This is a genomic window from Faecalicatena sp. Marseille-Q4148 (assembly GCA_018228665.1).
Taxonomy (GTDB): domain Bacteria; phylum Bacillota; class Clostridia; order Lachnospirales; family Lachnospiraceae; genus UBA9414.
The window spans coordinates 1950645-1963074 of sequence record CP073692.1; the positions used below are offsets into that span (position 1 = coordinate 1950645).

General features: G+C 40.2%; 15 protein-coding genes. 2 read left to right on the plus strand and 13 right to left on the minus strand.

Annotated elements, in window-relative coordinates; genetic code table 11:
• Positions 1–6 precede the first annotated feature (6 nt).
• From KFE17_09355 to KFE17_09385, 7 genes are all read right to left on the minus strand, one after another.
• Positions 7–510, minus strand: a complete 504-nt coding sequence (locus tag KFE17_09355) for an antirestriction protein ArdA (GenBank protein ID QUO31092.1) — start codon at positions 508–510, stop codon at positions 7–9.
• Entirely contained in the window at positions 429–725 is a 297-nt protein-coding gene (locus KFE17_09360) for a conjugal transfer protein (GenBank protein ID QUO31093.1), read from the minus strand. Before KFE17_09360 ends, KFE17_09355 begins: the two co-directional genes overlap by 82 nt.
• An 87-nt stretch (positions 726–812) precedes the next feature.
• Complete coding sequence (locus tag KFE17_09365) at positions 813–1454, minus strand: alpha/beta hydrolase (GenBank protein QUO31094.1); 642 nt, start codon at positions 1452–1454, stop codon at positions 813–815.
• Positions 1455–1488: 34 nt separating this feature from the next.
• Positions 1489–1710 (minus strand): hypothetical protein, encoded by a 222-nt coding sequence (locus KFE17_09370; protein ID QUO31095.1) that lies wholly within the window; start codon positions 1708–1710, stop codon positions 1489–1491.
• Complete coding sequence (locus KFE17_09375; protein QUO31096.1) at positions 1711–1845, minus strand: DUF3789 domain-containing protein; 135 nt, start codon at positions 1843–1845, stop codon at positions 1711–1713. It abuts the gene before it with no gap.
• Between the two features lie 12 nt (positions 1846–1857).
• Entirely contained in the window at positions 1858–3054 is a 1197-nt protein-coding gene (locus tag KFE17_09380; protein ID QUO31097.1) for an XRE family transcriptional regulator, read from the minus strand.
• Between the two features lie 237 nt (positions 3055–3291).
• A complete protein-coding gene (locus KFE17_09385; GenBank protein QUO31098.1) occupies positions 3292–3702 on the minus strand; it encodes a hypothetical protein in 411 nt (136 codons plus the stop codon).
• A gap of 111 nt (positions 3703–3813) precedes the next feature.
• On the opposite strand from KFE17_09385, the gene KFE17_09390 reads away from it, so the two are divergent.
• A complete protein-coding gene (locus tag KFE17_09390; GenBank protein QUO31099.1) occupies positions 3814–4014 on the plus strand; it encodes a helix-turn-helix transcriptional regulator in 201 nt (66 codons plus the stop codon).
• Between the two features lie 5 nt (positions 4015–4019).
• Here the strand turns inward: KFE17_09390 and KFE17_09395 are convergent, their stop codons facing one another.
• The 6 genes from KFE17_09395 to KFE17_09420 form a co-directional block, all read right to left on the minus strand.
• Complete coding sequence (locus KFE17_09395) at positions 4020–5387, minus strand: ATP-binding protein (GenBank protein QUO31100.1); 1368 nt, start codon at positions 5385–5387, stop codon at positions 4020–4022.
• A gap of 101 nt (positions 5388–5488) precedes the next feature.
• On the minus strand, positions 5489–5815 hold the full coding sequence (locus tag KFE17_09400; protein QUO31101.1) for a hypothetical protein: 327 nt from the start codon (positions 5813–5815) through the stop codon (positions 5489–5491).
• A 15-nt stretch (positions 5816–5830) separates the two neighbouring features.
• Entirely contained in the window at positions 5831–6238 is a 408-nt protein-coding gene (locus KFE17_09405; protein ID QUO31102.1) for a helix-turn-helix domain-containing protein, read from the minus strand.
• A 166-nt stretch (positions 6239–6404) separates the two neighbouring features.
• On the minus strand, positions 6405–6788 hold the full coding sequence (locus KFE17_09410) for a YdcP family protein (protein ID QUO31103.1): 384 nt from the start codon (positions 6786–6788) through the stop codon (positions 6405–6407).
• Between the two features lie 15 nt (positions 6789–6803).
• A complete protein-coding gene (locus KFE17_09415; protein ID QUO31104.1) occupies positions 6804–7130 on the minus strand; it encodes a YdcP family protein in 327 nt (108 codons plus the stop codon).
• A gap of 238 nt (positions 7131–7368) precedes the next feature.
• On the minus strand, positions 7369–10413 hold the full coding sequence (locus tag KFE17_09420) for an SrtB-anchored collagen-binding adhesin (protein ID QUO31105.1): 3045 nt from the start codon (positions 10411–10413) through the stop codon (positions 7369–7371).
• 240 nt (positions 10414–10653) lie between these two features.
• Here KFE17_09420 and KFE17_09425 point away from each other — a divergent pair, with 240 nt between their 5' ends.
• A complete protein-coding gene (locus KFE17_09425) occupies positions 10654–12126 on the plus strand; it encodes a transposase (GenBank protein QUO31106.1) in 1473 nt (490 codons plus the stop codon).
• Positions 12127–12430: the final 304 nt, after the last annotated feature.

Genomic DNA, 12430 nt, shown 5'->3' on the forward strand with positions numbered 1-12430 from the left:
CATTTCCTACTCTGGCAATTCAAAGATACCGTGTTCTGTTACTAAAAATTTCCCGTGTTCCTGCAAGTGAGAAGCATAGGCTTCAAAGTCAAAATAGTAGGCTTGACAGTCCTCGGATAAATGTTTGAACGTCGGGTCATTCATCAGCTTTTGCCTTGCAACATCTATCATGCTTTTGCAGTCGGGATAAACCGTAATCACGTTCCTGCAAATATAAAGTGCTTCTAAATTCTCAAACACCGTAAGTAGTGATACGTATTCTTCCTGCATATCGCTTGAAAGCTGGCGATACATAAAATCTAATTCGTTGAGCTGGTACATGCTTGTATGTTCGTGGACTTCATCAGCAAAGGGCAGTACCTTTTCGATAATACGGTAATCCCCACTTTCTGCACCGATACCTAACTTTTCTTCAAACTCTGCAACATCTATCGGCAGGTCAAACCAGTATGATATTGTTTCTTCGCCAGTTGTTCCTTTCGTTTCCACCAGCACCCTTGTTTCCTGCATTGTTCCTCACGCCCTTTCTGTTGTTTCATCACATCTTGTATGGTCTGGTACGACATACCAAACACATATTTAGAAAAATCTTCTAACTGTCTTTCTTCATAATCGGCAGGGTTCAGTCGTTTCATTTCATGCCACACCTTACGCTTGTAAGAGGGCAGGTCGGAAATGTATTCACAGCCGACTTTTGCCTGCATATCCTTAAAAATATCGCTCATTTCATCACTCCAATCTGAAATTTAGGTAAGAAAAAAGCAGTCAATCCTAAGACTAACTGCTTTGTGTGTGGATATAAAATCTAAATTCTATTGTATAACTTTTCTTAGCCAATTATCTCTAAATAAAATCTGTTCGTCAGTATGAAACCAATGTTCTCCGTCATTCATAACGGTAAGATTTGCACAATGTCTATCAATAAATTTATTTACCGTTTGACGTGATGTAAGATTATCATGTTCAGCATACAAAATTTCAGTAGGCGTTTTCCAATTTATCGGGTTTGCCCGAACAAAACATAGATATTCCCACGATAATGTTTCTCCAAAATCAGTTGGTATTTCTTTTCTTTCAGAAAGTTCCTTTTCAGACACATTCGCCCAGCTCATCATATCTACTATAAGTTGTTCCATATCAAGTATAGGCGATATGAATAATGCTTTTTCAATCTTGAAATTCTGTAATGTGTGCATTGTAAAATAAGCTCCGATACTATTAGCAAGTACATATATGTAGTCATATTTTTCAGATATTTTATCGTAGACTTCCATAATTTTATTTTTTACAATCCACGGGAAATAGTCATTATAATCTACTCCAAAAACATCAAAATCTAAACAAATATTTTTGAACTGTTCAGTTTCAAGATAACTTCCACCTTTACCATGAACATATATCATTGCTTTCTTCAAAATAACGCCCCCATAAATCAGAATTTTATATATCCACATTATACCATTCTCATATCAGCACCACAATAAAATTTTACGCACCGATAATCTTATTGAACAGCTCTAACAGTACATCTTTCACACCACCAGCATTGAATACCAAGCCGACAGCAATTAAGGCAACTACCAAGAAGCCGATAAGTTTGGAAAACTCACGCTTGAAACCTAAGTAGATACCGATAACCACGATCGCCATAAGCACTAAGCTCTGTGCGTTTGATAAAAACCATTGATATAAATTTTGTCCGAAATTCATTTAATTGTCCTCACTTTCTTTTAATTGTTTCATTTCACAGTCAGCTTCTTTGCCGACATTCAAAATACACATCAAGACTACGCCGATACCCATTCCCATAGATACCAGCAGGAAGTCTTTTACTAATTCCCACATTTTTTATCACTCCTAACTTTCTATCAAATCTTTTGCAGGGGTCGTCTGCTGTTTGATTATCATTTCATGCTTTTCTGTGAGCTTTGCCTGCTGTTCGATAGTTTCCATGTAGTCTGTACCGTTTCCTTTATCAATCTTTTTCAGCATTTTCAAGGTCGGTGCTACCTGCCTTTGTACCCAACGCAATGTACGGTCTAAGGTATAAGGTTCTGGCTTTGTCGTCAGCTTCAAGCTCTGTCTGTTATCGCCGATAAACCACGCCCAGCGGTCATTGAGTTTCCAGTCATTTTTTCGCTTGTCTGGTTCTTCATCAACAAACCGCACATACTGGTTGATGATAGAAAAGGCGGTCTGCTCTGCGTCATAATAGGTTAGCAAATCTCGTACTGCATAATAAGCACGTTCATTGCGAAGCCGTATCTCAAAACGGTTGATAATGTCGGCTTCTTCCAGAGGTGTCCCTAACTTGACGTACTGCTCATAGTCCTTTTCGTAGATACAGAAATACACATCTGATTTCAGCGAACCAAGATAAAGGGTACGTCCCATATATTCTCTGTCGTCCTCTCTGTGCTTGATAAGCTCGCCCGACTGATAAAACTTGTAGCTTCTGGACTTTCCAATATATTCCCGTTTCCTGCATTTTTCCGCAAGCTCTGGAATATCCAAAATACCCGTATGGTCGTTGATAGCAAGGTCGATACGCTTCATCACGCCCCCGTCTATAAGTGCGTCCATGAGAAAGTCATACCAGCTTCTTTGTTGTGCCAGCAGGTAACTTTCAAACTGTCGGCAACCACGCCCCTTTAACTCTAAAAGGACACCTTTTTCTTCGTCAGCCGACGTATAGATAAAGATGTCCCCTAAAGAATAATGCTCCGTATAACTGTAATGTCCGTAATCTTCATGGAGCATATAGTTGATATTCAGTTTTAATATGTCTTTGATGATGTGCTGTATATCCAGCGTGGGAAAACGAATTTTCACATAGTCAAACAGCATGGTAAGCGGTGCTTCTGGATTGAACCTTGCCAGTTCCTTATGCAGAGTTTCCAGAAGTTCCTTTGACGGCTTCATTTTTCCGCTTTCTATCTTATTGAGATATTCCCTTGTGATACCAGAAGCCACCGCCAGCCTGCCTTGTGAGATACCGTAAGCAATCCGTTTCTCCCGTAATTCTTTTATCCATTGTTCTTCATTCAGAACCATACCCCCAATCTGTAAAGTGTGAAGTTTTTTTAGACGACTTCACAACTGAATTTTGCTAGGAAATCATGCCAGAAGCCTTATGTTTCCTATGTTTTTGTCTATTGTCTATTTGCAAACGTACCCCTCTGTTAGATACCGAGGGGTTTTACCTGCTGGCGTGGCTTACGCCACACCAGCAACGGCTAGTCCGTGCCGTCGCCTTTCGCTTCGCACGTCGCCGTCCCGTCCTGCCTTGCGTTATTCGATTACCAGCGTGAACGCTTCTGGATCATCAACAATGTTGTATGAACCGAGCGTGTCCGCTGTCTGCGTATATCGGAAGTGAAACAAAGGCTTTTGTCCTTTCATGGAAAAACGGGAACGGTACACCGTACCATATAAAGCGTTTGGCTTTGCCACATCATAGCTGAACAGGATAGAAGTAAAATCATTCTCCCTGCATTTTTTGATGATTTCCTCTGCACACTTTTCTTTGTCTGTTATGATAAGACGGTTGAGCGTAAAGGTAACGTGTTCTTCATGGAAGTTTTCTGATGAAGTTCTCATACTTCCTGCTACATCAATCTCACGTCCCCATTGCAGATAGGAAACCGCCAATGCCAGCACAAAAAGTACCGTGATTGTTATTATTTTTCTCTTTTTGCACATACTGTTACTGTCCTTTCTTATAGGGTGTATTATAATACAGTCTACGGTAATACATCTTATTTATCAATACAGTTGTATCTTATAATTCAAAGAAAAGACGAGGTACAGCGTATGCAGGTATATATTGATTTAGAAAATCTTTTGAAAGAGAAGAATATCAGTAAAAACAAAGTCTGTGAAGCATGTAAATTACAGCGGACACAGCTTAATAACTATTGCAAGAACAAAGTTTCCAGAATTGACCTCACAATCCTTGCAAAGCTCTGTGATTTTCTGGAATGTTCCCCAAACGACATATTGAAATTGAAGTAGGATTGTCAGCTTTCATTGCTTGCAGTCCTTTTTTCTTCCAGTCTGCCGATTTCTTGTAGAAAATCATGTCCTTTTGGGACTAAAGGCGTGTAAAATTCGCTTATCACGCTTGTTCCCACATCACAATAGCCACGCCCCTTGATACGCTTCTGGAAAAACTGCTTTTTTACATCTGAACCAAACAGCATACCGTAACCTAATTCGCTGATACGCCCAAGTCCCACACGGAAATTGAAGTTATCTCTGATACCGTCCGAGAAATATTTTGCGTCTGGACGCTGGCAGGCTACGATAAGGAAATAACCTGCTTGTCGCCCTAACATAACGATTTTCTTTAACTGGCTAAGTAAGCTCACACTTTCTTTCGTCCCCAGCATTTCAAAAAATGCTACATATTCATCAAAGATAAGAAAGCAGGGTGGCAGTCCCAGATAGGCATAGTTTTCGCCCGTCTTATAGTTCGGGTGTTGCTTCATTTCCTCACTTCGCTGTACCATGCCCTCATAAAAGGCATTGACACAGTCTATCATTTCTTCTTTGGTGTGATACACATTTCCCATAACTGTTCCCAAGTCCGCAAGGTCAGCGTTCTTCGGGTCTAAGATGTAAAGGACAGCGTTGGTATGCAGTAAGGCTTCAATGAGCGTCAGCAGAAAATAGGTTTTACCGCCACCAGTCCCACCAGCAATCAGAGCGTGGGGGAGTGCGTCATATTCCCAGACAAGATTTTTCATCAGTCTAAGACAGCCATTCTCTGCCCGTACTTCATCAATGGTAATACGGTTCGCTATCATATCATAAAGCAGGGTATATTCGATATAGCCGTCATGCAGGGTCTTGTCGGTCAGCTCACAATACAAGCCACTTTCCAATTTATCCTCTAACCGTAAAAGCTGGTCTTGATATTTCCCCAGCGTGATTTCACAACGGATATGAAGCAGTCCTTTTTCCATTTGATAATAAATCTTTGGAAACCAGACGATTTTTTCCCTTGATCTGCTTTGCAGGTCAGTAAAAAAACCACTGTCTTGTACGGTGTCCGCTTCATACCACTTGTTTTCCAGTATCATTCGTGCCAGCTTTTGACGGTGCAGGAGCTTCTTGAAACTGTCGTAACAGAAGCGGTAATACAGAAAAGCGACTAATGCACAAACACCAGTCGCTATCAGTATGGTTATGAAGTTGTAAGGGGAGAGCGTCAAGCCGTTCTCTAACAAGCTGAAATTTTCCCAATCGGTACGCATGAGCTGTTTCATATTCAGTAGCAGGAGAACCGCCACGAATACAAACAGAAGCGTTCCTATGGAAAAGTGGTAGACAAGGTGTTTGTCGCTGGCTCTGATACGGTGTCCTTTATTCCAAATCTTTTGCATAAATCAATCACTCCTTTCTGGGTATGAAAAAAGCAGTCAATCCTAAGATTAACTGCTTTGTAAATGTTGCAAAAATATAATCATAAATCGTTATTTCTTAGTTATAGTAAGGTTGCACATATAATGCCAATTACGCCAATAGCTAAAAATAACAATCCAACACCTGCTGTTTTTTTACGTTTTTCTAATTCTTTTGAGTTGCTTTCACTCATATTTACAATAGGGTATTTTCTTCTTCCAATTAAATACATAAGCAAACCACTTGAATTATTCCCACTCATCGTAAATACTCCCCAAAATTTAGGGTGCTTTAACCCTCTGGCTGTTGCATCTATAACAGTCATGTGATAAATCTGAAATACAACACAAAACGTTCCTACAAGTGCTACTGCTCCACAAATTACCGCTAAAACTATGTTCAAACTCATAATAAAATATCCTCCTTAAAATTTTTTGATTATCTGGTAAAGTAATGCTGATGAAGTGATAACCATAAGACAAAATATTCCAACTAAGAAATAACGGTTATCGGGTATAAACATATTTAATGTTATCAGCAATGCTACGACAATGATATTTACAATAATCGCCCATATCATTTTTTTGTTGCTTTTTACAACATTTGTACTTTCTTCTAAATGTTCAATCATTTTTTCATCACCCTTTAGCAATACGTCAAGACTTATAGAATATAGATTGCTCAACTCTATTACACTTATAATGTCTGGGTAAGATTTTTCATTTTCCCAGTTTGAAATTGTCTGCCTTGATACATTGATTTTTTCTGCAACATTTTCTTGTGTCATTCCAGACTGTACTCGTGCATTTTTAAGTTTCTTACCTATTTCCATATTCCGATTGCTCCTTTCGGTGTCATTGTCATATATTACCCCTCAAATGTCTATCCAATATCTTCGACAAAGCCTTTTTTCCTTGTCAAAATTATTTTACATAGCTTAAATACGGCTCTTTTGGCTCATTATACTGTAACTTCAGAATAAAATCTATGACCTAGATTTATTTTTTCGACTGTCCTTGCGGTGTAGAGTTCTGTGGACTGCCTGCGTTTTGGTTGCCTTTGTTCTTCAACACAATATCCTCTGCCTTTACATACCAGTCCACATCTGCACCCATATAGGTTTTTCGTGATACCGTATCAGCTACTGGATTGACAAGCTCCACGACTGCATTGTACGGAAATTCCCTTAACGGTACTTCTGGCGGTACAGACACGGGGATAATTCCACCATGCAGACTGCACTTCAAATCATAGATACGCTTTTTAAGCTGGGTACTCGGTGTCCCGTCCTCATTCTGCAAGAACACATCACGCACCGCTGTAAATTTTAATTCTCCAAATGTTTTCTCTTTGTCAATAACAAAACCGTTTGATAATCTCATAAATTCTTCACTCCTTTACTTTTCTTCAACTGCTACAATATCATCAGCAACTAACACATAATCGGTATGTCCCATATCCCCGATTGCATAACCTCTGCCGTATAACTTCGGATTGACAAGTTTTACTTTCTGTTCATACTTGAAATGCTTTTCGCCAGCCTGCACAGGAATTTCCACGACAACATTTTCGCCTTTCTGTACGTCAGAATAAAGGTTATAGCTTCGTCTGGCTAAGACCCTACGGTTATTTTTATCTCTTTCAAAGACTGGCTCGCTTTCGCCTGCAAATTCAAGAGTTCCAAAAGACTGTGCCATATCTGGCACGACATATTTCATTTCCATATTGTTTTACCTCGTTTCTTTCTATTTTTGATAAGTTTTTTGATTGTGATTTCTTATTCTGGCGGTTTGGGAAGTACCAGCAATCCCCCAGATAGTAAAGGGTAAAATCAATGCTTACGCACCCTTGACTATCTGTGTTCTTGCAGGTTGTTGGCAGACAAGCCAGAATAAGCAAAAGTCTGCCGTTTGACAGCTTCGGCGGAGAGCGTGATTTTTCTTTCATCATACCGTTACCGCCTTATGATTTCTTCATTTTACGGCGTTTGTAAAGATATGTTCCAGCCATTCCACCAGCAGACGCAAGCAACATCACGACAAATGCCATTACATTTGTACTGTCGCCCGTTTTGGGACTGTCGCTAGGTCTGTTAGGCTTTTCTGGTGTCGGTGGTGTTTCGGGTTTCTCTGGTTCTTCTGGCTTTTCCTTAAAGGTAATCGTCTGTCCCTTATCCTCAATATCCTTATGCTCGGTAACTTTCTTCGGTTCGTCTGGATTGCTTAAATCGTATAATTCCTCAAAAGTTACAAGCTGTTTGCCGTCAAGAGAAGTAGCATCAAAGGTAAAGGCAACTTCCACTTTCATAGTTTCGCTGTCAGCAGTAAAAGTGTAATCACTTTCCACACGTTTTCCATTGATAAGAAGCTCTGCATTTTCTTCTTTCAACATCTGCCAGCCCACAAGTTTGTACTGTGTACCGACTTCTAAGCCCTCTAAGGTTACAGTATCAATGATTGTTACCTCTTTTCCTGCTTCAAGCTCTTTGTTGCCGTCCTTATCCGTAGCAGTCGTATGTATCTTGATGATACGCTCTGTGATAAGTACCGTCTGCCCGTCGTCCTCAATGTCTTTATGTTCCGCAACTTTCACAGGTTCGTCTGGATTGCTGAAATCATACAATTCTTCAAAGGTAACAAGGTTCTTGCCACCTAAAGCAGACGCATTGAATGTATAGGAAATTTCCACTTTCATTTCTTCATCATCAGCGACAAAGGTATAATCGTTTTCTACACGTTTCCCGTCAATGATAAGCTCGGCATTTTCTTCCTTTAACATCTGCCAGCCTTTGAGCTGATACTTTGTGCCTTTTGTAAGTCCGTCTAATTTGACCGTATCAACGATTGTAACCTCTTTTCCTGCAAGGATAGTCTTTTCGCCGTCTTTGCTGGTCGCTGTGGTATGAATAGAGATTTCTTTTTCGTATTCATCAGTCAAAGTCCCTAAATCGACCACAAGATTATTTCTTGATACCACGATTTCAAAAGGTGGGATAAGTTCAAAGCCTTTGTTACTATCACAACGCATTTCTTCAATGATGTAGGTATCATAAGGCAACGCACCCTTGCTGTCGTCTGGTTCAGAAGTTCCAAACCATACACCGTCCTCGCTGGTCTTGCCTGCGTTGGTATTGTGCTTATGTGAAGCCCAGTCAGAAGAAGTGGAGAATTGCCCGTTATCATCAGTTACCACTACATGATTTTCGCCCGTCGTCTTGCTTGTGATCCTAAAGGGAACACCAGCAAGACGCTTGTGTGTGCCTGCTCCGATTTTTACGCCCTCAATATCTCCACGCTTAATCTGATTGTAGATAGAATGTGCTTCGTCGGTTAAGTCCACGATTTTTCCGTTTTCTGTGATTGCAAAATCAATCGGCTTTGCACCGTCAGTTAAGTAACCGTCGGGAGCTTCACTCTCAACGATACGGAATTTTCCATAAGGTAAGAGGTCAGAAGAAGTAGAAGCGACACCCTCAATATCTGTACGAATTGTCTTTACCACTTCATTTTTCTTGTATAACTTGCCCTCAACCAAAACAGAATTATCATTTAAGGAAATGATGTCAAAAGCAGTATCTTTCAAGGTTGCACTTCCTTGTGGCTTTGTATCGCCCGTTTCTAAATCTCGTTTCTGAATTTTGACACCGCCACGGATAACTTTGTCAGATACGGAAAACTGGTTATTTCCAGATAATACGGCAAGGTCGCCGTCCTCGGTAATCTGTGTTACATATAAGCCCTTAATCTGTTCGGTCTTATCGCCAGCCTGCATATATGCACCGTCTAACAAGTAGCCGTTTGGAGCTTTTGTTTCTTCAATGGTTAGCGTTCCAAGTGGAAGAACCGCTTTGCCGTCCTGCATATAGAAGCTGTCGCCAGATACCTTGTATGCGTCCGCTAATTTTGTGATGTAATGAGGTGTCCCGTCGCTGTCAGTTTCAGCGATTGTCTTTGTAACCCATGTACGAGTAGCTTCGGCAGGAAGATTGTCTTTAGTATAGAAGCCTGCATAATACTTCCATGTAAATTCCGCACCTGCTAAAGAAGCGTTCCCTTGCGGATTGTCTTTCTGTGTTTCCATATCAATCTTGAAAAGCTCAATCAAAGTGTCCGTTACTTTCGGTGCATCTGATACTTTCAAAGTCGCTGTTTTTCCAGCTTCAACCTTTAAGGAATATACAGTTTTATCTACTTTATATCCTGCTGGTGCGGATAATTCCTTGATATAAACTGTGCCAGCCTTTACCTCTGCAATATCAGTATTGCCGTTTTCATCAGTCGTAAGGGTGGCAAGCTGTTTCGTGCAGTCCTTATCAGCAAAGACACCATAGGTTGCACCAGCGACAGAGTAATTCCCGTTACCGTCTGTAATGCTGGCATTACTGGAAGTCTTTTGCAGTTTTGCATTTCCAACATTCAGTTTCGCCCAGAATTGTCCCAATTCCTGCCCCTCGCCAGAGTAGATATAACCGCCACATTCATAGCGTCCTTTATTTTCTTTGACAAAGGCTTTCGCACCAGCAAAAACTTCGTCCTGCGTTGCCTTTGGAATTTCATCATAAGAAGCTCGCACGTTATCACATTGCCAGCCAAGATGTACGCTCAATCTCTGCCAGACAACACATTGTTCCAACAGATAGACTTGCTTGTAGTTCAGTTCCTTGTGAGCTTCGCCATACTGTTTGACATACTCTAAGGATAACGCCACATCTGAAATCTGGTCGGCACTCATGCGTGAGCTTGCGTCAGCTCTGGTCTTGTAGCCGTTCTTAAAATCTGTATTGATGTCAATACAATAGGCAGTTTCGCCCTCGACTTTCATATAGCCCTCATTGAATGTCGAACCGATAGAACCGTCATTCATTACTTTTTCAATGATACCGACACGCTCTGCACTTTCCGTCCAGTATTGCTTGCTTTCTGCATGAACGGGTGTAGTCGGTAAAGCAGTAACGACAGTTGCAAGAGCTAAAAAGCCCGTACACAATCGTTTTAACATCTTTTTCATAAATCTAATGCTCCTTTCATTTTGGGTATAAAAATAGACGCTCATTTCTGAACGTCTACATTATTGAAAGGCTTATCCTCTCACACATATTCTATTTTTAGGCGTTTGCGAAACGCCGCAAGCCGCATAAATACGGCATTTTTTGTTGCTCAAAAGCAAATAACTCCTCACTGGATATGGTATAATAGAGTTGCCAAAAACTAAAATCCGCAATCCAAGAAAGGAGTTATTCTAATACCTATGATACCATATAAACAGCTTTCTTTGGCAGATATTTTTTCGGATTGCCAAGATAAATTTGAAAATGACAAACCTGCATTTCTTTCTCTATTGGAAACTCATATCGATTTGGATGAGTTTATTCCGATTTCTTTCAGAAATCATTTTTATGCATCAACGGGACGAACCCGTAAATACCCTTTACAAGCTTTTTTGTGGGCTTTGATCATCCAACGTATTTTCTCCATCCCTACGGATCAACTTCTTTTGACTTTTCTCACTTACTCAAAACCTCTTCGTGAATTTTGTGGTTTTACCAAAGTCCCAGACGCTTCCAAAATAACCCGCTTCAAACAGGACTTTTTAGGTGACCTGCAGCTTGTTTTCGATAAACTTGTTGATGTTACTGAGCCTATCTGTCAGGCAATTGACTCTGCAAAAGCGGATATGACTATCTTTGATTCTTCCGGTATTGAAGCATTCGTTACAGAAAATAATCCAAAGTATGCTAACAGAATTATCAAACAGCTTAAAGCTTATGCAAAAACTCAGGGATTTGATAAATCTTACGACCCCTACAAAGCTGCTTATGGTTCCATGCCTTCCCATGCTTCTGCTAACCCTGAAATCAAACAACTTTATATCAATGGCCATTTTTGCTATGTTTTCAAATTTGGCATTGTTACCAATGGGCTGGGAATTATTCGTCATATCTCTTTTTATAATAAAGACTTTATGTATGCACATCCTGATATTATTATCGAAAAGAAATCCGACTCCCCTGATGAGGATAAAAGTGTTCATGATTCAAAGCTTTTGATTCCGACACTCAAAGACTTCTTTTCCAAACATCCACTGATTAATCCGAAAACTTTCCTTGGAGATGCAGCTTTCGATACCACACAGCTCTATAAGAGCCTTCTTACTGGTAACACTTTTGGTAATGACAAACATTTCGCCAAAGCTTATATTCCACTGAATGCAAGATCCGGACTTGAACATCCAGACTATACCATCAATGAAGATGGTATCCCCTGCTGTCCTCATGACCCTTCGCTTTCTATGAAGTACGAATGCACTTCTAAACTAAGAAACGGTATTACCAGATTCAAGTTTGTCTGTCCCAAAATGAAGTGGGCTTACGATAAATCTACCAGAAAATCCTATCGGCAATGCTGTTGCAAAACTCCCTGTACCACATCAAGAGGTGGTCGTATGGTTTATATCTATCCTGAAAAGAATCTGCGTGCTTATCCCGGAACGATTCGCGGAACCGAAGAATGGGATAATACCTACAAAATCAGGACTGTTGTGGAAAGAAACATCAATCACATCAAGGATAATCTTTGTCTTGCAGGACGCCGAACCCAGAATGAGAGGACTTTGTATGTGGATTTAATTCTTGCAGGTATTACACAACTCATCAGTGTCGTTCTTGCAGATAAAATCAAACATCACGAATACATTCGAAGTTTAAAACCTCTCATAGCATAGGACTTACCAACTCTATAAAGCCTAAGGCTTATTAAAGTGCGCCTAAACTGTCCGCTTACCCACATTTTATTCCAGAACTCGTGCAGAGCATGAATTCATCCCTTTTCTTGTTCAAGATTGCAAACAAACTTCGTGAGTTTCGCAATTACCTAATATTCTATTTTAATAGGTACAACAGTTGCCTTTCTCCTTGTATTTTCGTTGTTTTCATCACTTGCGTTATCTACAACCTCCATGTCCGGCATCGATCATTACCGTATAAGCCATACTTTCAGGCCCCTTATATGCTTCTTCATTTTACTAT

What these genes read in the sequence shown, in the direction of transcription:
- KFE17_09380 (QUO31097.1), bottom strand. Translation starts at nt 3,054, where the DNA reads ATGGTTCTGAATGAAGAACAATGGATAAAAGAATTACGGGAGAAACGG.
- KFE17_09375 (QUO31096.1), bottom strand. Translation starts at nt 1,845, where the DNA reads ATGTGGGAATTAGTAAAAGACTTCCTGCTGGTATCTATGGGAATGGGT.
- KFE17_09405 (QUO31102.1), bottom strand. Translation starts at nt 6,238, where the DNA reads ATGGAAATAGGTAAGAAACTTAAAAATGCACGAGTACAGTCTGGAATG.
- KFE17_09370 (QUO31095.1), bottom strand. Translation starts at nt 1,710, where the DNA reads ATGAATTTCGGACAAAATTTATATCAATGGTTTTTATCAAACGCACAG.
- KFE17_09360 (QUO31093.1), bottom strand. Translation starts at nt 725, where the DNA reads ATGAGCGATATTTTTAAGGATATGCAGGCAAAAGTCGGCTGTGAATAC.
- KFE17_09410 (QUO31103.1), bottom strand. Translation starts at nt 6,788, where the DNA reads ATGAGATTATCAAACGGTTTTGTTATTGACAAAGAGAAAACATTTGGA.
- KFE17_09415 (QUO31104.1), bottom strand. Translation starts at nt 7,130, where the DNA reads ATGGAAATGAAATATGTCGTGCCAGATATGGCACAGTCTTTTGGAACT.
- KFE17_09385 (QUO31098.1), bottom strand. Translation starts at nt 3,702, where the DNA reads ATGTGCAAAAAGAGAAAAATAATAACAATCACGGTACTTTTTGTGCTG.
- KFE17_09365 (QUO31094.1), bottom strand. Translation starts at nt 1,454, where the DNA reads ATGTGGATATATAAAATTCTGATTTATGGGGGCGTTATTTTGAAGAAA.
- KFE17_09395 (QUO31100.1), bottom strand. Translation starts at nt 5,387, where the DNA reads ATGCAAAAGATTTGGAATAAAGGACACCGTATCAGAGCCAGCGACAAA.
- KFE17_09390 (QUO31099.1), top strand. Translation starts at nt 3,814, where the DNA reads ATGCAGGTATATATTGATTTAGAAAATCTTTTGAAAGAGAAGAATATC.
- KFE17_09420 (QUO31105.1), bottom strand. Translation starts at nt 10,413, where the DNA reads ATGAAAAAGATGTTAAAACGATTGTGTACGGGCTTTTTAGCTCTTGCA.
- KFE17_09400 (QUO31101.1), bottom strand. Translation starts at nt 5,815, where the DNA reads ATGAGTTTGAACATAGTTTTAGCGGTAATTTGTGGAGCAGTAGCACTT.
- KFE17_09355 (QUO31092.1), bottom strand. Translation starts at nt 510, where the DNA reads ATGCAGGAAACAAGGGTGCTGGTGGAAACGAAAGGAACAACTGGCGAA.
- KFE17_09425 (QUO31106.1), top strand. Translation starts at nt 10,654, where the DNA reads ATGATACCATATAAACAGCTTTCTTTGGCAGATATTTTTTCGGATTGC.